The sequence below is a fragment of the Gordonia sp. GONU genome, assembly GCF_024733855.1.
In the GTDB taxonomy this organism is placed as follows: domain Bacteria; phylum Actinomycetota; class Actinomycetes; order Mycobacteriales; family Mycobacteriaceae; genus Gordonia; species Gordonia amicalis.
This window is the reverse complement of sequence record NZ_JANRHB010000001.1, coordinates 72,709-97,072: the sequence shown is the minus strand read 5'-3', so window position 1 is coordinate 97,072 and position 24,364 is coordinate 72,709. Positions and strand designations below refer to the sequence as shown.

Below are 24,364 nucleotides of genomic sequence, written 5' to 3'. Positions count from 1 at the left end.
GGGTGTTGACACCCCGCACCCTATCTGGCACATTTCGGTACCACATGGATGTGGCACGCGCTGGTACCAGAAATGAGGATGCGATGAGTGCAGAGTTGACCACGGCCGATCAGAGACGCGGAGGGGAGCGGGCGCCGCTCGCCATGCTGTCCGAACTTCGAGCGCTTGCCGCCGACCATCCGCACCGGGCGCGCGTGGAGACCTGGAACTATCTGCGCCAGTTGGGATCTCGTCAGGACCGGGAAGCTCTGCGGTTGTTGTTCGGCGAGGGTGACGAACCGGAAGGCCTCGACGGCAAACTCGAAGGCCAGATCGTCGGCAAGCTGTTCGGGATCCCCGAGGCCGCGCTGGCCAATCCGCTGATGAAGATCGATCCCACGTGGCGAGGGAAGTCGTTCGACGCGCGGGCGGGTACGGGTCTCAACCGGTTGTCTCCGATCGCGGCGGTGGTCATGCCGATCATCACCGCCGGCCACCTCGGTCTGCGCTACGTCGACGGTGAGATGGAGGGGTTCCACTTCGACCATGCCCCGGACATCGGGCTCATCGAGCCGCGGGTCCGGGTGCGGGCCCTCGATTACGGTGTCCCGCAGTACAACAACCCGGCGGTGCGCACGTTCCCGATCCGCCGGACCCGCGACGAGATCGTCGAACTGACACCGGGCGTGTACCTCGGTCGTGCGCTGCTGTTCGCGTCGGACGAGGAAGTGCGCCTGATCGCCTACTTCGCGCTGCGTCAGCCCGTGGGCAGCCCGCTGTGATCGCGCTTGCGGGTGCTCGCGTCTGCGTGACCGGCGGTGCTCGCGGGATCGGTGCCGCGACCGCCGCGGCGCTGGTCGAGCGTGGGGCGACGGTGTGGATCGGCGACCGTGACCTGGTGGCGGCCACCGCGACCGCCGACCGGCTCGGGCCCCGGGCACACGCCCATCATCTCGATGTCACCGACACCGACTCCTTCGCCGGGTTCATCGACGCGGCCTCGGCACGCGGGCCGGTCGACATGCTGGTCAACAACGCCGGAATCCAACACATGGGACGTCTCGTCGACCAGGACCTCGACGCGTTGCAGCGCGAGCTGGACATCAATCTCGGCGCGGTGCTGACGGGCACCCGCCTCGTTCTGCCCGGGATGATCGAGCGCGGACGCGGCCACGTGGTCAACGTGTCGTCGATGGCGGGCAAGATCACCACGCCGGGGATCGCGACCTACTGCGCCTCGAAGTTCGGGGTCGTGGCGCTCTCACGGGCGGTCCGCGCCGAACTGGCGGGCACCGGTGTCACGTTGACGACGATCATGCCCGCGGCCACCCGCACCGACCTCACCTCGGGGGTGCTGCTGCGACTGCAGCCGACGCTCGATCCCGCGGAGGTGGCGGCGGCGATCGTCGACAGCGCGCGGCACGGCCGGGGAGAGGTCACCGTCCCGCGGTACCTCGCCGGCATGGGAGTCCTCGAGGAACTCATCCCGTCGCCGATCATGTGGTGGCTCAAGAGGTTCGTCGGGGGAGTCGACTACGGGGCCTTCGACCCCGCCAGGCGGAAGGCCTACCTGGACCGCAGTCGGGCGTCGTAGGGGTCAGGCCTCGTGCCGGCCGGTCATCTCGTCGGCCAGTACGTCCAGCGACACACCGCCCAACGCCAGTGCGCGCGTGTGGAAGTCCTTGAGCGTCCACTCCGGATGAGCGCTCAGTGCGGCGTGCCTGGTGTGCTCCCAGACCCGTTGTCCCAGTGCGTATGACGGCGCTTGCCCGGGCCAGCCGAGGTAGCGGTCGAGTTCGAAGCGCAGCACCGAGTGGTCCATGGCGACCGAGGCGGTCAGGAACTCCCAGGCCTTCTCCGCGTCCCAGATCCCGCCACCGAGCGGCTCCGGAGCCGGCAGGCGGCAGTGCACACCGATGTCGACGACCACCCGGGCCGCGCGCAGCCGCTGGGAATCGAGCATGCCCATCCGATCGCCCGGATCCTCGAGCCAGCCGAGTTCGTCCATCAGCCGCTCGGCGTAGAGTGCCCAGCCCTCACCGTGTCCCGAGGTGAACGACGCCAGCTTGCGCCACGCGTTGAGGTCGGGATCGACGATGGCCGAACCGAGTTGGAGATGATGGCCGGGGACGCCCTCGTGGTAGACGGTCGTCTTCTCCTGCCACGTGTGGAAAACGGTCTGGTCGTCGGGGACCGCCCACCACATGCGGCCCGGCCGCGACAGGTCGGCGGTCGGCTGGGTGTAGTAGATGATCCCGGTCGACGACGGCGCCAGGCGGCATTCGAGGCGGGACAGTCGTTCCGGGATGTCGAAGTGGCGGCCGCCTAGTCCGGCGACGGCGGCGTCGGAGGTCTCCTGCATCCACTCCACGAATTCGTGACGATCGTGGATCTGGTACTGCGGCTGCCGATCCAGCCAGGCGAGGGTCTCGGCGACCCCGCGTCCGGGGAGGAGCCCCTCCGCGATCTCGTGCTGCTCGGCGACGATCTGTTCGAGGCGCGTGATCGCCCACGCGTAGGCCTCCTCCGGATCGGCGTCGGCGCCCAGATACGACGGCAGGTGGAGCAGGTAGCGGTCCCGGCCCACCGCGTCGTCGTCGACGGCAGACGGGAGGACCTGGGTCTCGAGGTAGTGGGCGAAGGTGCCGAACGCGGTCCGGGCCGCGTCGAGGGCGGTGCCCAGCGTGCCGGCGAGCGCCGGGTCGTCGGCGATGGCACCCGTGTTCTCGGCGATGGCATCGGTGGCCGAATCGGCCTGCCGGACCACCGCGGCGACCTGACGGCGCGCGATCGGGGGACCGTGCCGCAGTCGGTGTGCCAACCCGTCGACGGCCCGGTTCAACGCGCCGGGGATCGCGGTGAGGCGGGCGAGGAACACCTCGCGATCGGACCGGGTGTCGGTGGGCATCAGGTCGAAGATGTCCCGCATGGCCTGCAGCGGTGAAGCGATGACGTTGCACTCGCCGATGTGCTCACCCGCGTCCGCGAGGGCGAGTTCCCGTCGCAGTGATGCGGTCATCGTCGCGACGGTCACCCGGTCGATCGCGTCGGCGACGGGAGCGTCGGCCAGTGCGGCCAGGGTGTCTGCGGCGACCGCGGCCCGTTCGGCACACCCGTGCGCGGAGAAGTCGGTCAGCGCGTCGTTCCGGCCGTCGTACCCGACCTCGGTGCTCAGCAGCGGATCGAGCTCGCACAGTCGATCGAGGTGGGCCTCGGCGATCGCGTCCACTTCGGTGCGTCGACGGGGACTCGTGGGGGTTGCGGCCATGGGGGTCATCTCGACATCGCGTCAGAGGTCGTTGGTGGCGAAGGTGTCACACCGGTTGGGGTCGCCGGACTGGTATCCGATGCCGAACCACCGCGCACGCTGCGTGGCCGAACCGTGCGTCCAGCCCTCCGGGTTGGAGCCCGGTCCCTGGATGGTGTCGTCGCCGATCGCCTTCGCGGTCTGGATGACGGTCGTGATCTGCTGCTCGGAGATGGGGGCGAGCAGGGCATCGGGACCGTCGTCGGCGTGATTGGCCCAGACGCCGGCGAGGCAGTCGGCCTGCAGCTCCACGCGCACCGACCCCGAGCGCGGGCCCTGCGAACCCATCCGCTGGCCCTTGGCGAGGGCACCGGTGAGGTTCTGCACGTGATGCCCGTACTCGTGGGCGACCACGTATTCCTGGGCGAGCGGACCGTCGCTGCCGCCCATGCGGCGCAGCTGCGTGAAGAAGGACGGATCGAAGTAGGCGGTACGGTCGGCGGGGCAGTAGAACGGCCCGGTCGCCGCACTGGCCGCGCCGCACCCGGTGTTGACCGAGTCGGCGAAGATGACGGTCTTCGGCGGCTGGTAACCCGGCATGAGGTCCGACCACACGTCGTCGACGCTGACCGTGGTCGCCTTGATGCGGCAGATGGTGTTCTCGTTCGCCATCTCATAGGTGCAGGCGTCGAGCTGCTGCTGGATCTCGGCCGCAGCCGACGACGTTCCCTGCTGGCCGGTCTCGCCGCCGAGTAGTTCGCCGGGGTTCACGCCGAACAGCAGGGCGACGATGGTGATGAGCAGCCCTGCACCGCCGCCGAGCGCGATACGCCCGCCACCGCCGCCACCGCCGGAGACGTTGCCGGTGTCGATCGATCCGCTGCCTTGGAAGGTCACGCGGTCATTCTGGCACGCCGTGGTGCCCGCGCCGGACATCTCCGGGTGGCCGGATTCGGGGCACCGACGCCGATGCGGCACGATGGGTACCTGGCCTGCGTTTCCACCGGGTCACGAACAAGCCGACACAAACAACGCTTCTCCACGCCGCCCGCCAGCCGGGCCGGCCGTGTGACGTTGGGAAGGACTCTCAGTGCTCCGCACGCATTCCGCAGGTTCGCTGCGCCGCGCCGACGCGTCGCAGACCGTCACCGTCGCCGGTTGGGTCGCGCGCCGACGCGACCACGGCGGTGTGGTGTTCATCGACCTGCGCGACTCCACCGGCCTGGTGCAGGTGGTGTTCCGCGAGGAGACGGTGGCCACGGCCGCCCACCGCCTGCGCGCCGAGTACTGCGTCGCCGTCACCGGTGTGGTCGAGGTCCGTCCGGAGGGCAGCGAGAACCCGAACCTCAGCTCCGGCGAGGTCGAGATCAACGCCGTCGAACTCGAGGTGCTCAACGAATCGGCACCGCTGCCGTTCCAGCTCGACGAGTCGCCGGGCGAGGAGGCGCGTCTGCGTCACCGCTACCTCGACCTCCGGCGCGAGGGGCCGAGCGCCGCTCTGCGTCTGCGGTCGAAGGCCAACGCCGCCGCCCGCGGTGTCCTCGCCGCCCACGACTTCGTGGAGATCGAGACCCCGACGCTGACCCGTTCGACGCCGGAGGGCGCCCGCGACTTCCTGGTGCCCGCGCGTCTGCAGCCCGGCACCTTCTACGCCCTGCCGCAGAGCCCGCAGCTGTTCAAGCAGCTGCTGATGGTCGCCGGCATGGAACGCTACTACCAGATCGCGCGCTGCTACCGCGACGAGGATTTCCGCGCCGACCGCCAGCCCGAGTTCACCCAGCTCGACATCGAGATGAGCTTCGTCGACCAGGACGACGTCATCGCGGTCGCCGAGGAGGTCCTGGTGGCGCTGTGGAAGCTCATCGGCGTCGAGATCTCGACCCCGATCCCGCGCATGACCTATGCCGACGCGATGCGCCGGTTCGGTTCGGACAAGCCGGATCTGCGCTTCGACATCGAACTCGTCGAATGTGCCGAGTACTTCGCGAACACCCCGTTCCGCGTGTTCCAGGCGCCGTATGTCGGCGCCGTCGTCATGCCCGGTGGTGCCTCGCAGCCGCGCCGTCAGCTCGACGCCTGGCAGGAGTGGGCGAAGCAGCGCGGCGCCCGCGGCCTCGCGTACGTGCTCGTCGGCGAGGACGGAACCCTCACCGGTCCGGTCGCCAAGAACCTGTCCGAGGAGGAGCGCGCCGGGCTCGCCGCTCACGTCGGTGCACAGCCGGGCGACTGCGTCTTCTTCGCCGCCGGCGAGGTCAAGTCCTCCCGCGCCCTGCTCGGCGCCGCCCGCGGCGAGATCGCCTCGAAGCTCGGTCTGATCAAGCCGGACGACTGGGCATTCGTGTGGGTCGTCGACGCGCCGATGTTCGAGCCGACGGCCGAGGCCACCGCCTCCGGCGACGTCGCACTCGGCAACTCGGCATGGACCGCGGTGCACCACGCGTTCACCTCGCCCAAGCCGGAGTCGATCGAGAAGCTCGACACCGCTCCGGGTGAGGCGCTCGCCTATGCCTACGACATCGTCTGCAACGGCAACGAGATCGGCGGCGGCTCGATCCGTATCCATCAGCGTGACGTGCAGGAGCGCGTCTTCGAGATCATGGGCATCGGCCACGACGAGGCGCAGGAGAAGTTCGGCTTCCTCCTCGACGCCTTCGCCTACGGCGCCCCGCCGCACGGTGGCATCGCCTTCGGCTGGGACCGGATCACCGCGCTGCTCGCGGGTGAGGCCTCGATCCGCGAGGTCATCGCGTTCCCGAAGTCCGGCGGCGGCGTCGACCCGTTGACCGAGGCGCCCGCGGCGATCACCCCGCAGCAGCGCAAGGAGTCGGGCATCGACGCCAAGCCGGTGCCGCGTGGCGGTGCCGAGCAGGACGCGAGCGTCCCGGGCAAGGCGACGACGGACAAGGCAACGACGGACAAGGACAAGGCAACGACGGACAAGTAGTTCCGTCGAGCAACGAAAAGCGGTGGCCGAGCGTGAGTTCGGCCACCGCTTTCGTTTCCGGACGGTTGCCGCCGAGCGGGCGCCCACCACCTGTGAGAGATTCTCCCCATGTCTGCGAGCAAGGGATTCCCGGAGGTGCGTCGGTGACGATCAAGGTGGCTCTCGAACACCGGACGAGCTACTCCTTCGATCGCCCGACGAAGATCTACCCGCATGTGGTCCGCCTGCGCCCCGCGCCGCACTCGCGGACGCCGATCGAGGCCTATTCGCTGAGGGTCGAGCCCGGTGAGCACTTCCTCAACTGGCAGCAGGACGCGTTCAGCAACTACCTCGCGCGGCTCGTGTTCCCCGAGCCGTCGACCTCGCTGAGCATCACCGTCAGCCTCGTCGCCGACCTGACGGCGATCAACCCCTTCGACTTCTTCATCGAGGACTGGGCCGAGCACTACGGGTTCGAATACCCCGAGGAGCTGCGCCGCGACCTCGAGATCTTCCTGCGGCCGGTGGGCGTCGGCGAGGGCGAATTCGCCGGTGCGCCGGTCCATCCGGAGGTCGCCGCCTTCGCCGCGCAGAACAAGCCGGTCGGCAGGACGCGTGTCATCGACTTCCTGGTGGCGCTGAACACCGCCGTGCGCGAGGCCGTCGGTTACACCGTGCGTCTCGAGGCAGGGGTGCAGACACCCGAGTTCACGCTGTCGAGTGCCATCGGTTCGTGCCGCGACTCGGCGTGGCTCCTCGTGGCGTTGCTCCGCGAACTCGGCCTGGCTGCGCGGTTCGTCTCCGGCTACCTCGTGCAGCTGACCTCCGACATCACGTCGCTCGACGGGCCCTCGGGTCCCGACGCCGACTTCACCGACCTGCACGCCTGGACCGAGGTCTACCTGCCCGGCGCCGGTTGGGTCGGTCTGGACCCGACGTCCGGCCTGTTCGCCGGCGAGGGACACATCCCGCTCGCGGCCACGCCGCATCCGGTGGGGGCCGCACCGATCACCGGCGCGACCGGTCCCTGTCACGCGACGCTCGACTTCTCCAACACCGTCACGAGATTCCACGAGGACCCGCGCGTCACCCTGCCGTACACACCCGAGCAGTGGAACCGCGTCGTCGACCTCGGTGCACTCGTGGACGAACGCATGGAGCGCGACGACGTCCGCCTCACGATGGGTGGCGAACCGACCTTCGTGTCCATCGACAACCAGGCCGACCCCGAGTGGAACACCGCCGCCGACGGACCCCACAAACGGCTCCTGGCATCCCGTCTCGCCGAACGGCTCAGGGGGGCCTACGCCCCGCAGGGTCTGGTGCGGCGCAGCCAGGGCAAGTGGTATCCCGGAGAACCGTTGCCGCGCTGGCAGATCGAGATCATCTGGCGCGCCGACGGCGAACCGATCTGGCGTGACCCAGACCTGCTCGCCGATCCGTGGTCGATGCCCGAACAGTGTGGCGCGGCGATCGAGACGGAGACCTACGGCGCCCACCCGGACACGAGCGGCGGTGGAGAACCGGCCCGGGCCGAACCGGCACACAAACTGCTGACCGCGTTCGCGGCGAATCTCGGTCTGCCCACGGAACAGGTGCTGCCCGCCTACGAGGATCCGCTCGTGCGGATGCGCGAGCTGGCCACCATGCCGCCCGGAGACCCCGGCGACGACCCGACCCTGCCCACCGCACGGAGGTTCACCCAGGCGGAGTTCGACGTCGAGCTGGATAGCCTGGCGGACGGCGACGAGGAGGTACTGGCGCCCGAGAACGATTCGGTGGCCCGGCGTCGCTCCGTGTTGTCCCGGCTCGACGCCGCGGTCACCGACCCCAGCGCCCACGTCCTTCCGCTGAACCGGTCGGAGGACCGGACCGCCTGGCAGAGTGCGGTGTGGTCGACCCGGCGCGGTCGGATCGTCCTCACGCCGGGTACCTCGCCCGCGGGTCTGCGCCTGCCGCTGAACTCACTGTCATGGGGGCCGTCGCCGACCCTGTTCGAGGCCGACCCGTCGGCGCGCCACGACGCTCTGCCCATCGACCCGGCCGCCGCACTCGGGCACACCGTGCGCGCGGTGGACCCGACGCAGTTCCTGCCGCGCACGGCGCTCGTCGCCGAGGTCCGCGACGGCGTCACATACGTGTTCATGCCGCCCACGTCGACGGGCGAGGAGTTCCTCGCCCTCGTCGAACTGGTGGAGGGCGCCGCCGCGACGACCGCGACCCCGGTCGTGATCGAAGGCTATGGGCCGCCGTCGGATCCGCGCCTGACGTCGCTGTCGGTGACTCCCGACCCGGGCGTCATCGAGGTCAACATCCAGCCGACGGCGAGCTTCGCCGAACAGTCCGAACTGCTCGAGTCCCTCTACGATCACGCCCGCCGCGTCCGGCTCGGCACGGAGAGCTTCGACCTCGACGGCAGCCACGGCGGCACCGGCGGCGGCAACCACATCACGCTGGGCGGTACGACGCCCGCCGACTCGCCGATGTTGCGCCGTCCCGATCTGCTGGTGTCGATGCTGACCTACTGGCAGCGCCACCCGTCGCTGTCCTATCTGTTCTCCGGCCGCTTCGTCGGCACCACCTCGCAGGCGCCGCGCGTCGACGAGGGCCGGGAATCGGCGCTCTACGAGTTGGAGATCGCCTTCGCCGAGATCGACCGGCTCGCCGCGAGGACCGGAACCGGCGAGGGGTCGCCGCCGAATCCGTGGGTCGCCGACCGTGCGTTGCGGCATCTGCTCACCGACATCACCGGCAACACCCACCGCGCCGAGTTCTGCATCGACAAGCTCTACAGTCCCGACTCGGTGCGCGGGCGGCTCGGACTGCTGGAACTGCGTGCCTTCGAGATGCCGCCGCACCACCGGATGGCGATGGTCCAGTCGCTGCTGGCGCGCAGCCTGGTGTCGTGGTTCTGGGGCAAGCCCTACCGGGCCCGGCTCATCCGCCACGGCGGCGACCTGCACGGCAAACATCTGTTGCCGCACCACGTCATCGCCGACATCGCGCTCGTCGCCGAGGAACTCCGCGAGGCGGGCTACCCATTCGAGACCGCCTGGCTCGATCCGTTCACCGAGTTCCGTTTTCCGCGGCTGGGGACCGTGCAGATCCGCGACCAGGAAGTCGAACTGCGCGGCGCCATCGAACCGTGGAACACGCTGGGGGAGGAGTCGACCGGAACCGGTACCGCCCGCTACGTCGATTCCTCGATCGAACGGGTCCAGGTGCGTGTCCTCGGCGGTGAGGACGATCGTTACCTGTTGACCTGCAACGGTTTCCCGATCCCGCTCCGGTCCACCGGCCGATCCGGCGAACGGGTGGCGGGCATCCGGTTCCGGGCCTGGCAGCCGCCGAGCGCTTTGCATCCGACGATCAGCATCGACACCCCGCTGACCTTCGACCTCGTCGACACCGTCAACGGGCGGTCGGTGGGCGGCGCGACCTACCACGTCGTCCATCCGGGTGGACGCGCCTACGACCGACCACCGGTGAACGCCGTGGAGGCCGAATCGCGCCGCAACGGGCGCTTCGAGGCGACCGGTCACACAACCGGCACCGTCGACGTCGGGCTTCTCCGGGAACGACAGGCCCGGCAGGCCATCGACTTCGGGGTCCCTGGGATCCTGGATCTGCGTCGGGCACGTACAGTTCTCCGGTGACTTCTTCGCCGGGCAACGCTTCCGCGGTGTTCGATGCCTCCACGGTCTTCGATCGTTACCGGAACGAGGGTTACACGCTCTTCGACGTCCCCGGACCCGGCGATGCCGAACCGGCCGCCGGCGCCCACCACGACGAGCTCCTCGACTCCGCCGGCATCGTTCGTCCCGCGTGGGAAGATCTCGTCCGGCTCTATCAGCGGCGCGGTGACGCCCGGTTGCGCGAGTCCGCGGATCGTCTCGCCGCGGCGGTCCGTGACGACGGTGTGGTCTACAACGAGTTCGACGGTCAGGCCACGCACACCCGAGACTGGGACATCGACGCGGTGCCGCTCATCGTCGACGGTGTCGAGTGGGCCGAGCTGGAGAGGGCCATCACCCAGCGGTCGATGCTGCTCGATCTGCTGCTGCGTGATCTCTACCGCGACCAGAAGACAATCACCTCCGGTCTCGTGGCCCCCGAGATGGTCTTCGGGCACCCCGGCTACATCCGCAAGGCGGCACGTCTCGAGGTCGCCGGACCTCACGCCCTGTTCCTGCACGCGGTCGACGTATCGCGTTCCGCCGATGGGCGTTTCGTGGTCTACCGGGACCGCACCCAGGCCCCGTCGGGCATCGGCTTCTCGATCGTCGGCCGCAGACTGCTGACCAAGACGTTCCCGCAGGTGTTCCAGGCCTGCGCGCCGCGACCGGTGACCGGTTTCGTCGGGACGATGCGCCTCGCGCTCGCCGAGTACGCCCCGCCCGGGGTCGACGACCCGACGGTCGCCGTGCTCAGCCCGGGAAGCATGTCCGAGACTGCCTTCGACCAGGCCTACCTCGCCTCGGTTCTCGGCTATCCGCTGGTCGAAGGTGCGGACCTCACCGTGCGTGACGGCGCGGTCTACATGCGTTCGCTCGGGCGGTACAAGCGGGTCGACGTCCTGCTGCGCCGCGTCGACGCCGCATATTCCGACCCGCTCGATCTGCGGACCGATTCCCGACTCGGCGTCGCCGGTCTGGTGGAGGCGATCTCGCGAGGCAACGTCACGGTGCTGAACACGCTGGGGTCCGGTGTTCTCGAGAATCCCGCGCTGCACACCGTGCTCGAACGGCTTGCGCCGGTCCTGCTCGACGAGGAACTCGCGCTCGGGTCGGTCACCACCTACTGGGCCGGAGATGCGCTGGAGCGCAGCAAGATCCAGAGTCGCATCGGTTCGCTGGTGCTGACCGACACCCGCACCGACGACGAGTTCATCGGGCCGTTGCTCGACGCGCGAACCCGTGCCGAGGTCGCCGCGCGGATCGAATCGCAACCGTGGGCCTGGGTCGGGCGCGAACTCGACGCCTACTCGGTGGCGCCGACCGTCACCGCCGGGACGCGACCCGGACGTCACACGACCGCGCTGCGTGCCGCGCCCGTGTCGGTGCGGGCCTTCAGCGTCGCCCAGGGGCCCACCTACGCGGTGATGCCGGGTGGTCTCGGCGCCGTCCTGGCCGACGGGGTCGAAGGGGCCGCCCACCACGTCGTGTCGGCCAAGGACGTCTGGGTCACCAGCACGGAGGTCGGCGGACACGTGTCGCGCCGTTCGGAGACCCGTGTCGAACCGGCCGGCGAGGTCGTACCCGAGACGGGCCGGCCCGTGCCGCTCGAGTACTCGGAGGTCGCGGCTGCCGCGAGTCCCCGCGTGCTCGCCGATCTGTTCTGGCTCGGCCGCTACGCCGAACGCACCGAGCAGGTCACCCGGCTGGCGAAGGTCTCGCGCCAGCGCTATCAGGACTTCCAGTACCGCCCATGGATGTCGGGGACCCCGGCGGTACCGCTGCTGCTGCACGCGGTCGCCACGATCACCGGAACCGACGGCTACCTCGACACCGCCGATCTGCTGGTCTCGGGCACCGACCGTCAGCCCGCGCCGGACCAGGTCAACGAGGCCATCGAGAAGATCGCCGATCTGACCGTCGCCCGCTCGATCCCGGGTACGGTCGCCTACTCGGTCGACCGGCTCGTCGGTTCTGCCCGGGCGGTCCGTGACCAGATGTCGACCAGTACCTGGATGGTCCTGGCGCCCGTCGAACGGGTCGTCGCGAGCACCGCGCGGCTGGTCTCGCGGTCGCGGGCGGAATCCGATTCCGCCCTGGACCTAGGTCCGGATCTGGCGCGGGCCCACGAGGAGGTCCTCCACGGCGTGCTCGCGCTGACCGGCCTGCAGGAGGAGTCGATGGTCCACGACCCGGGCTGGATGTTCATGGATCTGGGCCGGCGCATCGAACGCGCGATCACCCTCGCCCACCTGACTCTCGCGATGTTCGCGCAGGCGCACGACACCGACGTCGAACAGGCGCTGCTGGAGTCGTATCTGGTCGCCAACGAGTCGTCGGTGATCTACCGGCGCCGCAACCGCGGTCTGTACCGGTTCTCGAGCGTCGCCGAGTTGCTGCTGTTCGACCCGACCAACCCGCGGTCGATGATCTTCCAGCTCGAGAAGATGAACCACGATCTGACGTCGGTACCCGAACCGCTGCGCTCGGCCGGGGCCGAACGAGGTGTGCAGGACATGATCGCCGAGCTGCGTCGGAGCGGGCCGGCGGACCTCGCCGGCGTCGACTCACAGGGCCGCCGGGCAGCGCTCGCCGACCTGATGACCGCGCTCCGCGCGGGGGCCCGCGACCTGTCCGATCTGCTGGCCAGGAGCCGTTTCGCCATGCCTCGCCAGGCGCAGCCGATCTGGGGCGGAGGTGAGATGTGAGCACGCGCGTCTACCGGGTCATGCATCGCACCCGGTACACCTACAACGACGACGTGTCCTCGTCGTACGGCCGCTGCTACCTGACCCCGCGCGACCTGCCCGGACAACGGGTGCGGTCGACCACGGTCGACATCGAACCCGAACCCGACGACCGGTCGACGGGCATCGACGTCTACGGGAACCACGACAGCTACTTCCACGTCCGCACCGCGCACCGGGAACTGACGGTCACCGCACGGTCGGTCGTCGAGGTGGATCCGGTCGATCAGGGCGTGCTCATCGGCCCCGCGGCCCGGGCCCCGTGGGAGTCGGCACGCCCGGCGGTGGTCGGGGGCCGCGAGGCCGCGCTCGCCGTCGAGTTCGTCCTCGATCTCGACCCGCCGGAGATCACCCGGTCGGTGCGCGACTACGCCGCCGCGGTGTTCACCCCTCAGCGTCCGCTGATCGAGGCGGTCACCGACCTCACGACCCGGATCTTCACCGACTTCGCCTATCGTTCCGGTTCGACGGCCATCTCGACGCGGGTCGACACCGTCATGCAACGACGCGAGGGCGTCTGCCAGGACTTCGCCCGGGTCGCGATCGCGTGCCTGCGCTCGGTCGGACTCGCCGCCCGCTACGAATCGGGCTACCTGGCGACCGACCCGCCGCCGGGCAAGGAGAAGATCTTCGGCGCCGACGCGAGCCATGCGTGGGCGGCGGTCTGGATGCCCGACGGCCGCTGGCTGGCGTTCGACCCGACCAACGACAAACTGGTCGACGAACGCCACGTCACGCTGGCCTGGGGCCGCGACTACGACGACGCCCCGCCGTTGCGCGGGGTCATCTACACCGACTCGACGAAGAGCCACATCGACGTCTCCGTGGACGTGAGTCCGGCGCAGTCACCCGAACCCGGAACCGGGGCCTGAGACACCGCGCGTCGGGACCATCGCGGGCACATCGCGGCACGAATTGTGACCAGGGCACCGAAACCCCTGCGACGCAGTGGTTTCGACGCACACGCTCGCGGGTACAAGATCCGCAACGTCGTACAGAAGGATGAACAATGGTGTTGCACCCCCGTTGCAACGGGTACCTTGGGATACGCCATGACGGTCATTACTGAAAGCCGCATCACCAGCGTGGTGCGGGCGGCAGAGGCGCTGCTGTCACACCGCGCCGGTTCCTCGGTAGTCCTCGACGACCCCGAGGACCTCGGAGGTAGCGGCCGTACGACGGTCGTTCGGGTGCGGGTGGCGCAGAACCCCCTCAGCATGGACCGTTCGCTGGTGATCAAGGCGTTGCCCGAGCACGAGGACCCGCAGGCCTTCCACCGCGAGATCGCGTCGTACAAGTACGCCACCGCGCTCCCGAACGAATCGCGACCGGGCCCTCAGCTCATCGCCTCCGACCCCGACCTGCGCCTGATGGTTCTCTCTGATCTCGGTCACGGCCGGTCGATGATGGAGTTCCTCGACGGCGACGACCCGGTGGAGACCTCCCGCGCGGTGAGCGCCTGGGGTCAGGCCCTGGGCCGCATGCACGCGGCGACCGTCGGCGGCGAGATCGACTTCCTGGCGCTGGTCCGCCGCGGCCCGTCGGGTACCGAGGGGCGCGACATCCTCCGTGACGAGGCCAGACACTCGGTCGATGCGCTCTCCGGACAGGCCGCCGCGCTCGGTGTGCAGGTGCCGGATCGGGTTCTCGAGGCGCTCGAGACCGCCGCCGCCCTGTTCGACGACGGCGAGCACCGCGCGTTCAGCCCGTCGGACGTCGGTCCCGAGAACATCATGCTCAACGACGACGGCGTGCAGTTCATGGACTACGAGTGGGGCGGGTTCCGCGACGCCACCCTCGACATCGCCTACGCCGTGGTCACCATGTCCGCGCAGCTGCCCGCGCGCGCCGCGTCCCGCGCCACCGACCTCGAGGTGTCGATGGTTGACGCCTGGCGCTCCGAGGTGAACCCGATCTGGCCGGCCCTCGCGCACGAGCGCGAGATGCAGCGCAAGGTGCTCGTCGCCCGGCTGCTGTGGGTATGGCTGTCGACCGCCTGGATGCTGCCTGCCGACACCGACCTGGTCGACCCGGAGTCCGCGATCGGTCAGGACGCCGACGCGAGCCTGGAGATCCCCCCGTTCGACGCGGCACTCCAGAACTCCGCAGCGGGTACCCCGATCGAGAGTGGCGGATTCACCCACGACTGGGCGCTGCACACGAACGATCCGCGCGTCCTCGTATCCCGCTGGACCGATCTCGCGGCAGCCGCCGGCCGTGCCGGTGAGGACGCGATCGCCGACTTCGCGACCGCAACGGGCCTCGCGTTGCAGCGCATCTGGATGGCCTGATCGGCTCGTGGACGGATTGTTCGACCCGCCCGTGGATCCCCGGGCCGGAACCGGTGTGCCGACGCCCGGCGCCAACGGACTGACCGCGGCGCCGTCACCGACCGCACCGCTCGCGGTCCGGATGCGCCCACAGACCCTCGACGAGATCGTCGGCCAGCAGCACCTGCTCGGCGACGGTTCGCCGCTGCGGCGCCTGATCAGCGGGGTCGGTGCGGCATCGGTGCTGCTCTACGGCCCGCCGGGCACCGGCAAGACGACGATGGCGTCCCTGATCGCGCGCGCGACCGGCGGCCGGTTCGAGGCGCTGTCGGCGCTGTCCGCGGGCGTCAAGGAGGTGCGCGCCGTCATCGACGTGGCGAGGCGCCGCTTGATCGAGGGCCAGCAGACGGTCCTGTTCATCGACGAGGTCCACCGCTTCTCCAAGACCCAGCAGGACGCGCTGCTCGACGCGGTGGAGAACCGCATCGTGCTGCTCGTGGCGGCGACCACCGAGAACCCGTCGTTCTCTGTCGTCGCGCCCCTGCTGTCGCGGTCGCTGGTGCTCCAGTTGCGGTCGCTCACCGACGACGACATCCGTGAGGTGCTCACCCGGGCCGTCGCCGACCCGCGTGGCCTCGACAGGCAGGTGGAGGTGACCGACGCCGCCTACGATCACCTGGTGGCGGTCGCCGGCGGCGACGCCCGCCGGGCGCTGACGGCGCTCGAGGCGAGTGCCGACTCGACCACCCGGGTCGACCTCGCCGACGTGGAGACGGCCATCGACCGCGCGGCGGTGCGCTACGACCGCGACGGCGATCAGCATTACGACGTGACCAGCGCGTTCATCAAGTCGATCCGCGGTTCCGACGTCGACGCCGCGGTGCACTATCTGGCGCGGATGATCGCGGCGGGGGAGGACCCGCGCTTCATCGCGAGGCGCCTGATGATCCACGCCAGCGAGGACATCGGCATGGCCGATCCCACCGCGCTGCAGACCGCGGTGGCCGCCGCGCAGGTGGTCAACCTCGTCGGCATGCCCGAGGCCAAGCTGGCATTGACCCAGGCCACCATCCATCTGGCGACCGCACCCAAGTCGGCCGGAGTGGTGTCGGCGATCGGCGCCGCGCTCGCCGACGTCGAGGCCGGCAAGGCCCGAGCGGTACCCGCCCACCTGCGCGACAGCCACTACGCAGGGGCCAAGAAACTCGGCAACGGCGTCGCCTACCAGTACCCGCACGACCATCCGGACGGGGTGGTGGCCCAGCAGTACGCGCCGGACGACCTCGTGGGCGTCGACTACTACGAGCCCACCGATCATGGGCTCGAACGCGAGATCGGGCCGCGCGTCGCACGCCTGAGATCCATCGTCCGGGGTGCCGTCACACGTCGCCGATCCCGCTGATCACGGCGGGGATGACGTACCGGGACCGGTTCCGCGACGCGCCGACGGTACTCTGGGATGTCGCGACAACCAACGGCGAGGACAAGACCAACAGTGCAGACGCATGACATCCGGAAGCGCTTTCTGGACCACTTCATCAAGGCCGGCCACACCGAGGTGCCCAGCGCCTCGCTGTTGCTCGACGACCCCAACCTGCTGTTCGTCAACGCCGGCATGGTTCCGTTCAAGCCGTACTTCCTGGGCGAGCAGACCCCGCCGTACTCCCGCGCGACCAGCGTCCAGAAGTGTGTCCGCACCCTCGACATCGACGAGGTCGGCATCACCACCCGCCATAACACCTTCTTCCAGATGGCGGGCAACTTCGCCTTCGGTGACTACTTCAAGCGCGAGGCCATCAACTTCGCGTGGACCCTGCTGACCAACAGCGTGGAAGACGGCGGCTACGGCATCGATCCGCAGAAGCTGTGGCCCACCGTCTATCTCGACGACGACGAGGCCGAGGCCATCTGGCGCGACGAGATCGGTGTGCCCGCCGAACGCATCCAGCGTCGCGGCCTGAAGGACAACTACTGGTCGATGGGCGTCCCCGGTCCGTGTGGTCCGTGTTCGGAGATCTTCTACGATCGCGGCCCCGAATACGGCATCGAGGGCGGCCCGGAGGCCGACGAGGACCGCTACATCGAGATCTGGAATCTCGTGTTCATGCAGAACGTCCGTGGTCCGGGGGGTGGCAAGGACAATTACGAGATCCTCGGGCCCCTGCCCAAGAAGAACATCGACACCGGCATGGGCGTCGAGCGCGTCGCCTGCATCCTGCAGGGCGTCGACAACGTCTACGAGACCGACCTGCTCAAGCCGATCATCGATCTGGCCGCCGAACTCACCGGCCGCGCCTACGGCGCCGGCTCGCATGCCGACGATGTGCGCTTCCGCGTGATCGCCGACCACGCCCGCACCTCGGCGATGCTGATCGGTGACGGCGTGCTGCCCGGCAACGACGGCCGCGGCTACGTGCTGCGTCGCCTGCTGCGCCGCGTCGTGCGGTCGATGCGTCTGCTGGGGGCCGGGGACAACCAGGCCACCATGGGCGCGATCATCGGCAAGGTCATCGACCTGATGGCCCCGTCGTATCCGGAACTCGAGACCGAGCGCACCCACATCGTGGACGTCGCGGTGGGCGAGGAGACCTCCTTCGCCAAGACGCTGGCCGCCGGTTCCAAGCTGTTCGCCGACGCCGCGACCGCCACCAAGAAGTCTTCGAGCACCACCATCACCGGCGCCGACGCGTTCACCCTGCACGACACGTACGGCTTCCCGATCGACCTCACGCTCGAGATGGCCGCCGAGGCCGGACTGTCGGTGGACCAGGAGGGCTTCACCGCCCTGATGGCCGAGCAGAAGCAGCGCGCCAAGGCCGATGCCACGGCGCGAAAGACCGGGCACGCCGACCTGAGCGTGTACCGCGACTTCCTCGACCGCGGACCCACCGAGTTCACCGGCTTCGACGAACTCGTCTCCGAGGCGCGCGTCCTCGGACTCGTCGCCGACGGCGCACGTGTGCCCGTGGCGACGGCCGGGCAGGAACTCACCCTCGTGCTCGACCGCACCCCGCTCTATGCCGAGTCGGGTGGCCAGATGGCCGACGTCGGCACCATCACCACCGGTTCCGGTGTGCGCCTCTCGGTCACCGACGTGCAGAAGGTCGGAAAGTCGGTGTGGCTGCACAAGGTTCGGGTGGACGAGGGCGAGATCGAGGAGGGTGACGAGGTCCTCGCCGCCGTCGACACCGCATGGCGCCACGGAGCGACGCAGGGCCACTCGGGCACCCACATGGTGCACGCCGCCCTGCGCGAGGTGCTCGGACCCGGTGCGACGCAGGCCGGTTCGCTGAACCGTCCGGGCTACCTGCGTTTCGACTTCAACGCCCGCGGACCGGTGACCGAGTCCCAGCGTCGGGAGATCGAGGAGATCGCCAACGCGGCCGTCGAGGCCAACTATCAGGTCAACACCTTCGAGACCGGACTCACCGAGGCCAAGGCGATGGGCGCGATGGCGCTCTTCGGCGAGAACTACGGCGATGTCGTCCGCGTCGTCGAGATCGGCGGCCCGTTCTCGATGGAGCTGTGCGGTGGCACACATGTCGTGTCGTCGTCGCAGATCGGTCCGATCACGCTGATCGGCGAGTCCTCCGTCGGCTCCGGGGTGCGCCGCGTCGAGGCTTACGTCGGCATGGACTCGTTCCGTTTCCTGTCGAAGGAGCGAGCGCTGCTCGCCGGTCTGGCGTCGTCGCTGAAGGTGCCGTCCGAGGAGGTGCCCGGCCGCGTCGAGCAGCTCGTCACCAAGCTGCGCGACGCCGAGAAGGAACTCGCACGGGTGCGTGCCGAACAGGCGCAGACGGCCGTCTCCGGTCTCCTCGACACCGCGACCACCATCGGCTCCACGCTCGTCGTCGAGGGCCGGGTCCCCGGGCTCGACGCCAACGGACTGCGTTCGGTCGTCACCGACCTGCGTGGCCGGGTCGCCGACCGCCAGGCCGTGATCGCCATCTTCTCGCCGAACGGCGAGGGACCGGATGCCAAGGTGCCGTTCGTGATCGCCACGACCGCCGCGGCCCGCGACGCCGGTATCAAGGCCGGCGACCTCGTCAAGGAGGTGGCGCCGCTCGTCGGTGGCCGTGGAGGTGGCAAGCCCGACCTCGCCCAGGGATCGGGAACCGAACCCGGCGGTGTCGACGCCGCCCTGTCGCGTATCCGTGAGTTCGTCGGCTGATGCCTTCAGATCAGGGCCCGTCGCCCCGACGCGGTCGCCGACTCGGCATCGACGTCGGGAGTGTCCGGATCGGTGTCGCGGTGTGCGACCCCGACGGCATCCTCGCCACACCGGTCGAGACGGTCCGCCGAACTCCTTCGGCCGCAACCGATCTCGACCGGATTGTGGACCTGGTGAACGAGTACGAGGCGATCGGCGTCGTCATCGGGCTGCCGAAGACGCTGAAGAACACGACCGGGGTGGCCGCGGAGACCGCGCGCGCCTTCGGGGACCGGCTCGCCGAGCGCATCGCGCCGGCCGAAGTGCATTGGCAGGATGAACGTTTCACCACCGTGACCGCGCAGCAGGCGCTGCATGCGAGCGGCCGGTCGGTGAAGTCGTCACGAGGGGTCATCGATCAGGCGGCCGCGGTCGCTATCCTTCAGGGATGGCTGGATGCGCGACGGTGAGTCCGATGGTCCCTCGACAGAGTCGGGAGGGGAACCGGCGGTGACCGAAGAACGGCGTCGTACGCGACACCGGGACAACCATGGCGGCCGTGCCGAGGGCATGGATCCGGAACGTCTGCGGTATTTCACGCAGCCGGCCGAGGGGTCGCCCAACACACGGCATCGTCGTCGGCGTACGGGACAGCTCGGCGAGCCCGGTGACCTCGCGAACCCGCCTCAGGGCGGCACGGCGGGTCATGTCGGTGCCCCCCGGCGTGCGACGCCCGTCCGGATCCCGCCGGGCGGACAGCCCCCGCGGCCTCCGCGTACCCAGGCGGCACCTCCGCCGCCGGTCGCTCCGCGCCGGCCCGCGCCGCCGCCCCCTCCGCCGACGCCCGCTCACGAGGCGGCCGACACCGCCGAGCCCGAGCTGCCGCAGGCCCCAACCGAGTACCTCGAACCACGCTACGACGAGCGCGAGTTCAGCGACGTCGACAATCAGGAGTCCGCGTACCCCGAGTCCGCGTACGCCGAACCCGCGTACGCCGAACCCGTGCCGGACGGCCGGCGCGGACACGGCGGTCGCGACGAGGAGGACTGGTGGCCGGGCGCCGACGACGTCGAGCCGGCACCGGCATCACGGCGCCCGCGACGACGCTCCCGCGCGAACCAGAAGAAGCGCCGGGTGGTTCTGGCGCTCGCTGTCGTGTTCATGCTCGCGCTCGTCGGCGGCGTCGGATACTACGGTCTGCGTGCGACCGGGGTTCTGGAGTCGCGTAAGGACTACACCACCACGGCGGGCGCCGGCGACGTGATCGTCGACATCCCCGAGAACTCGACCCTCGCCGACTTCGGGCGCATCCTGGTCGACGCCGATGTCGTCGGCAGTGTGCGTGCCTTCATCGACGCCGCGGACGGTCAGCCGATGTCGGGTGGGCTCTACAAGATGAGGACCCAGATCCCGGCGTCGACCGCCGTGGAGATGCTCACCGACGACAGCGCCCAGCACCGCGTCGGACGCGTGGTGATCCCGCCGGGTCTCCAGCTCGACTCCAAGACCGGCATCGACGGCAAGATCACGCCGGGTATCTTCCAGATGATCCAGGACGCCACGTCGACCGAGGTCAACGGCCAGCCCGAGGGCGTCACCGTGGCCCAGCTCGAGGAGGCGGCCGCGAAGGCGACCCCCGAGGAGCTCGGGGTGCCCGAGTGGGCTAGGGAGAACGTGGCGTCGATGACCGGGGACCACCGCCGCATCGAGGGCCTCATCGCGCCGACGACGTGGGAACGCGTCGAACCCGATCACACCGCCGTGCAGATCCTCAACGAGATGATCACCCAGAGCGCGGTGATGTTCGACCAGTGGGGGCTGGTGGACAACAACAAGTCGGGACTGGCGCCGTACGAGACGCTGATCGCCGCGTCGATCGTCGAACGCGAGGTGCGCCACGTCGAGGACGCCCCCAAGGTCGCCCGCGTCATCCGCAACCGTCTCGACGAGGATCAGCGGCTGGAGATGGACTCGACGCAGAACTACACCGCCGCCGTCACCAACATCGACGTGCACGGTGAGGCCTACAAGGCCGACAACGAGTGGAACACCTACCGCTACAAGGGTCTTCCGCCGACCCCGATCGCGGCCGTCGGTGTCCCGGCACTCGAGGCGATGCTCGACCCGGCACCGGGATCGTGGCTGTATTTCGTGACCGTCGACACGGCGGGAACCACGTTGTTCGCGAACACCTTCGAAGAACACAAGCGCAATCGCCTCGTCGCCTGTCAGAACAAGCTGGTGTCGACGGGATGCCGGTGATCCGTTCGCCGTACGGGGATCACCGCCGGGCGGCGGTGCTCGGTTCGCCGATCGGCCATTCGCGGTCACCGGCGGTGCATCTCGCCGCCTATCACGCCCTCGGACTCGACGGCTGGTCCTACGACCGGATCGAGTGCACGGCCGACGAGCTGCCCGGGATCGTGTCGGGCGCGGCACCCGAGTTCATCGGGTTCTCGGTGACGATGCCGAACAAGCTGGCCGCGCTGGACTTCGCGACCGAGCGGACCGAACGTGCTGCGCTGGTCGGATCGGCGAACACTCTGGTGCGCACCGATGACGGCTGGCGGGCCGACTGCACCGACATCGACGGCATGACGGGCGCGCTGGCGGCACTGGGCGTCGACGCCGACATCGCCGCGGGGGCCGCCCCCGATGCGGTCGTGATCGGCGCCGGCGGCACGGCGCTGCCGACCGTCGTGGCGCTCGCCGAGGTCGGCGTCTCGACGATCTCGATCGTGGCGCGCGACGCCGGACGTGCCGCGGCGGTCCTCGACCTGTGCGACCGCCTGGGCATCGCCGGTGAGGTCATCGCCTTCGAGGCCGGTGCCGCACTCGAACATCGCTGTCGCGACGCCTCCGTCGTGGTGTCGACGGTGCCCGCGCCGGCCGCCGAGATCCTCGCGCCGGCCATCGCCCACGCGGGCAAGGTCGTGGACGTGATCTACGACCCCTGGCCGACGCCGCTGGCGCAGGCCGTCGAGGCGGCCGGTGGTGCCGTCGTCGGGGGACTGGTCATGCTGCTGAACCAGGCGTTCCGTCAGGTCGAGCTGTTCACCGGGTTGCCGGCACCTCGCGAGGCGATGACGAAGGTGCTCATCCCCAACGCGTGAGGGTGTGGAGACCTCGCTCGCCGGCACCCACCGGGGGCGCGATGCTCGGCGCATGGTCGAGCTCTCGATTTCGGTGTGGCTGCTCACGATCGCCGTCACCGACGCGCGCACCCGGCGCATCCCCAACGTGATGGTCTGGCCCGGACTCTGGGCGGTGGCGCTCAGCGCGGTCGCACAGCCGTCCGTCGGACTCGCCGCGGCGGCGGCCGCGACGCCGTATCTGCTGACCTTCGCCGCCGGGTGGTGCGGCGGGGGTGACGTGAAGCTGGCCTTCGCCTGCGGCGGTCTCACGCTGTCCTGGGACACCGCGCTGGTCATGGTGGCTCTCGCCGCCCTGCTCTCCCTGGTCGCGGTCCCGGTCGCGACGATGGCAGAGACATCGCCGACGGCGCGGTCACGAGGCCGGGCGCACGCACCGGCGCTCGTCGGCGCGTTGATCGTCGTGTCCGATCTGCGCTGACGACGCCCGCCCCACGACCGCTGTCGGCCACTCGTGGGGCACATGGAACAATTGATCACTGTGCTGCGCTGGATAACTGCCGGAGAATCCCACGGACCCGCCTTGGTCGCCCTCGTCGAGGGCATGGTCGCCGGGGTCGAGGTGACCTCCTCGGACATCGCCGAACAGCTCGCCCGCCGTCGCCTCGGTTACGGCCGGGGCGCGCGGATGAAGTTCGAGGCCGACAAGGTCACCGTGCTCGGTGGCGTGCGCCACGGCCGCACGATGGGCGGCCCGGTGGCCATCGAGATCGGCAACACCGAGTGGCCCAAGTGGGAGACCGTGATGGCGGCCGACCCGGTCGATCCCGCCGAACTCGAGGGCAGCGCCCGGAACGCGCCGCTGACCCGTCCGCGCCCCGGGCACGCCGACTACTCGGGCATGCTCAAATACGGCTTCGACGACGCCCGTCCGGTCCTCGAACGTGCCAGCGCCCGGGAGACCGCTGCCCGCGTGGCCGCGGGCACCGTCGCCCGCAACTTCCTACGCCAGGTCTTCGGCATCGAGGTCGTCTCCCACGTCATCTCGATCGGCGCGAGCGATCCCTATGTCGGTCCGCCGCCGCGCTTCAGCGACCTCGAGGCCATCGACGCCAGCCCGGTCCGCGCGTTCGACGCCGCCGCCGAGAAGTCGATGATCGACGAGATCGAAGCCGCCAAGAAGGACGGCGACACCCTCGGCGGTGTCGTCGAGATCGTCGCCACCGGCGTGCCGGTCGGACTGGGTTCGCACGTCAGCGGAGAGACCCGGCTCGACGCGCGCCTGGCGGCCGCTCTCATGGGCATCCAGGCCATCAAGGGAGTTGAGGTCGGCGACGGCTTCACGACCGCCCGCCGCCGCGGCAGCGAGGCCCACGACGAGATGGTGCCCGGACCCGACGGCGTGCTGCGGTCGACCAACCGCGCGGGCGGCCTCGAGGGCGGCATGACCAACGGCGAGGACCTGCGCGTCCGGATCGCGATGAAGCCGATCTCGACGGTGCCGCGCGCGCTGTCGACGATCGACATGGAGACGGGGGAGACCGCCAGCGCGATCCACCAGCGTTCGGACGTGTGCGCCGTGCCCGCGGCCGGTGTGGTCGCCGAGGCGATGGTGGCGCTCGTCGTCGCCCAGGCGGCACTGGACAAGTTCGGCGGCGACTCGGTCGCCGAGACCTCCGCGAACCTCGGCGCCTACCTGACAGCCGTCCACGCGCGCCCGCCGCGCCCATGACGCAGACGCCGACCCCCACGCGGCCGACCACGGGGCGCCGCCCCGCCGCAGTGCTGATCGGCTTCATGGGTGCGGGCAAGTCGACCGTCGGGCGTCTGCTCGCCGACCGGCTCGGGGTCGACTTCGTCGACACCGACATCGAGTTGGTCCGGCGTACCGGGCGCAGCATCCCCGAGATCTTCTCCTCCGACGGGGTCGACGGGTTCCGCACGATCGAGGAGAACGTCGTGACCGATGTCCTCGACAACCACAGCGGGGTGGTGTCGCTCGGTGGAGGTGCGGTGACCACCGCCGGAGTGCGGGATGCACTGACCGGTCACCGTGTGGTCTACCTGCGGGTCAGCGCCGAACGCGGCTACGAGCGGGTCTCCGGCACCGACCGGCCGCTGCTCGACACCGAGGACCCGGCCGCCCGCTATGCCGAACTTCTCGCCGAGCGCACCGACACCTATTCGTCGGTGTGCTCCTTCGAGGTGGACGCCGATGCCGCTCCCGAGGACGTCGCCGACGCCATCGTCACCGAACTCGCCCGCGAACTGATGTGAGGACA

General features: G+C 69.8%; 17 protein-coding genes. 15 read left to right on the top strand and 2 right to left on the bottom strand.

Annotation, left to right across the window (positions count from 1 at the left end):
- Positions 1-83 precede the first annotated feature (83 nt).
- Together NWF34_RS00420 and NWF34_RS00415 are read left to right on the top strand one after the other, a co-directional pair.
- Positions 84-761 carry a hypothetical protein gene (locus NWF34_RS00420; protein ID WP_258324015.1) on the top strand — a complete coding sequence of 226 codons (678 nt, stop codon included), beginning with the start codon at positions 84-86 and terminating at the stop codon, positions 759-761.
- Positions 758-1,573 carry an SDR family oxidoreductase gene (locus tag NWF34_RS00415; RefSeq protein WP_159405579.1) on the top strand — a complete coding sequence of 272 codons (816 nt, stop codon included), beginning with the start codon at positions 758-760 and terminating at the stop codon, positions 1,571-1,573. Before NWF34_RS00420 ends, NWF34_RS00415 begins: the two co-directional genes overlap by 4 nt.
- Before the next feature lie 3 nt (positions 1,574-1,576).
- Here NWF34_RS00415 and NWF34_RS00410 read toward each other — a convergent pair whose 3' ends face one another.
- Both NWF34_RS00410 and NWF34_RS00405 read right to left on the bottom strand, forming a co-directional pair.
- A complete protein-coding gene (locus tag NWF34_RS00410) occupies positions 1,577-3,247 on the bottom strand; it encodes a DUF885 domain-containing protein (protein WP_375295606.1) in 1,671 nt (556 codons plus the stop codon).
- 21 nt (positions 3,248-3,268) lie between these two features.
- The gene (locus tag NWF34_RS00405; protein WP_024497158.1) at positions 3,269-4,123 is read right to left on the bottom strand and encodes a neutral zinc metallopeptidase; all 855 of its coding nucleotides are present in this window, start codon (positions 4,121-4,123) and stop codon (positions 3,269-3,271) included.
- Positions 4,124-4,316: 193 nt separating this feature from the next.
- Between NWF34_RS00405 and aspS the strand changes: the two genes are divergently transcribed.
- From aspS to NWF34_RS00340, 13 genes are all read left to right on the top strand, one after another.
- A complete protein-coding gene (gene aspS / locus NWF34_RS00400) occupies positions 4,317-6,170 on the top strand; it encodes an aspartate--tRNA ligase (protein WP_159405581.1) in 1,854 nt (617 codons plus the stop codon).
- A gap of 143 nt (positions 6,171-6,313) precedes the next feature.
- On the top strand, positions 6,314-9,805 hold the full coding sequence (locus tag NWF34_RS00395) for a DUF2126 domain-containing protein (protein WP_258324013.1): 3,492 nt from the start codon (positions 6,314-6,316) through the stop codon (positions 9,803-9,805).
- A complete protein-coding gene (locus NWF34_RS00390; protein WP_258324012.1) occupies positions 9,802-12,531 on the top strand; it encodes a circularly permuted type 2 ATP-grasp protein in 2,730 nt (909 codons plus the stop codon). Before NWF34_RS00395 ends, NWF34_RS00390 begins: the two co-directional genes overlap by 4 nt.
- Positions 12,528-13,442 (top strand): transglutaminase family protein, encoded by a 915-nt coding sequence (locus tag NWF34_RS00385; protein WP_258324011.1) that lies wholly within the window; start codon positions 12,528-12,530, stop codon positions 13,440-13,442. Before NWF34_RS00390 ends, NWF34_RS00385 begins: the two co-directional genes overlap by 4 nt.
- Positions 13,443-13,622: 180 nt before the next feature.
- Positions 13,623-14,861, top strand: coding sequence for a hypothetical protein (locus NWF34_RS00380; RefSeq protein ID WP_258324010.1), 1,239 nt, complete (start codon positions 13,623-13,625; stop codon positions 14,859-14,861).
- Positions 14,862-14,868: 7 nt separating this feature from the next.
- The gene (locus tag NWF34_RS00375; RefSeq protein WP_258324009.1) at positions 14,869-16,242 is read left to right on the top strand and encodes a replication-associated recombination protein A; all 1,374 of its coding nucleotides are present in this window, start codon (positions 14,869-14,871) and stop codon (positions 16,240-16,242) included.
- Between the two features lie 93 nt (positions 16,243-16,335).
- Entirely contained in the window at positions 16,336-19,011 is a 2,676-nt protein-coding gene (gene alaS, locus NWF34_RS00370) for an alanine--tRNA ligase (RefSeq protein ID WP_258324008.1), read from the top strand.
- Complete coding sequence (ruvX, locus tag NWF34_RS00365) at positions 19,011-19,460, top strand: Holliday junction resolvase RuvX (protein WP_258324007.1); 450 nt, start codon at positions 19,011-19,013, stop codon at positions 19,458-19,460. The genes alaS and ruvX overlap by 1 nt, the downstream gene beginning before the upstream one ends.
- Positions 19,447-21,252 carry an endolytic transglycosylase MltG gene (gene mltG, locus NWF34_RS00360; protein WP_258324006.1) on the top strand — a complete coding sequence of 602 codons (1,806 nt, stop codon included), beginning with the start codon at positions 19,447-19,449 and terminating at the stop codon, positions 21,250-21,252. The genes ruvX and mltG overlap by 14 nt, the downstream gene beginning before the upstream one ends.
- Complete coding sequence (locus NWF34_RS00355) at positions 21,243-22,103, top strand: shikimate dehydrogenase (protein WP_375295605.1); 861 nt, start codon at positions 21,243-21,245, stop codon at positions 22,101-22,103. The genes mltG and NWF34_RS00355 overlap by 10 nt, the downstream gene beginning before the upstream one ends.
- A gap of 52 nt (positions 22,104-22,155) precedes the next feature.
- Complete coding sequence (locus tag NWF34_RS00350; RefSeq protein WP_258324005.1) at positions 22,156-22,563, top strand: A24 family peptidase; 408 nt, start codon at positions 22,156-22,158, stop codon at positions 22,561-22,563.
- Between the two features lie 42 nt (positions 22,564-22,605).
- The gene (gene aroC, locus NWF34_RS00345; RefSeq protein ID WP_258324004.1) at positions 22,606-23,814 is read left to right on the top strand and encodes a chorismate synthase; all 1,209 of its coding nucleotides are present in this window, start codon (positions 22,606-22,608) and stop codon (positions 23,812-23,814) included.
- Positions 23,811-24,359 carry a shikimate kinase gene (locus NWF34_RS00340; protein ID WP_258324002.1) on the top strand — a complete coding sequence of 183 codons (549 nt, stop codon included), beginning with the start codon at positions 23,811-23,813 and terminating at the stop codon, positions 24,357-24,359. The genes aroC and NWF34_RS00340 overlap by 4 nt, the downstream gene beginning before the upstream one ends.
- Positions 24,360-24,364: the final 5 nt, after the last annotated feature.

Excerpts from the sequence above, each read along its gene's own strand:
- NWF34_RS00340 (WP_258324002.1), top strand. The coding sequence starts at position 23,811 with ATGACGCAGACGCCGACCCCCACGCGGCCGACCACGGGGCGCCGCCCC.
- NWF34_RS00420 (WP_258324015.1), top strand. The coding sequence starts at position 84 with ATGAGTGCAGAGTTGACCACGGCCGATCAGAGACGCGGAGGGGAGCGG.
- NWF34_RS00410 (WP_375295606.1), bottom strand. The coding sequence starts at position 3,247 with ATGGCCGCAACCCCCACGAGTCCCCGTCGACGCACCGAAGTGGACGCG.
- NWF34_RS00355 (WP_375295605.1), top strand. The coding sequence starts at position 21,243 with ATGCCGGTGATCCGTTCGCCGTACGGGGATCACCGCCGGGCGGCGGTG.
- aroC (WP_258324004.1), top strand. The coding sequence starts at position 22,606 with ATGGAACAATTGATCACTGTGCTGCGCTGGATAACTGCCGGAGAATCC.
- mltG (WP_258324006.1), top strand. The coding sequence starts at position 19,447 with ATGCGCGACGGTGAGTCCGATGGTCCCTCGACAGAGTCGGGAGGGGAA.
- NWF34_RS00380 (WP_258324010.1), top strand. The coding sequence starts at position 13,623 with ATGACGGTCATTACTGAAAGCCGCATCACCAGCGTGGTGCGGGCGGCA.
- NWF34_RS00350 (WP_258324005.1), top strand. The coding sequence starts at position 22,156 with ATGGTCGAGCTCTCGATTTCGGTGTGGCTGCTCACGATCGCCGTCACC.
- ruvX (WP_258324007.1), top strand. The coding sequence starts at position 19,011 with ATGCCTTCAGATCAGGGCCCGTCGCCCCGACGCGGTCGCCGACTCGGC.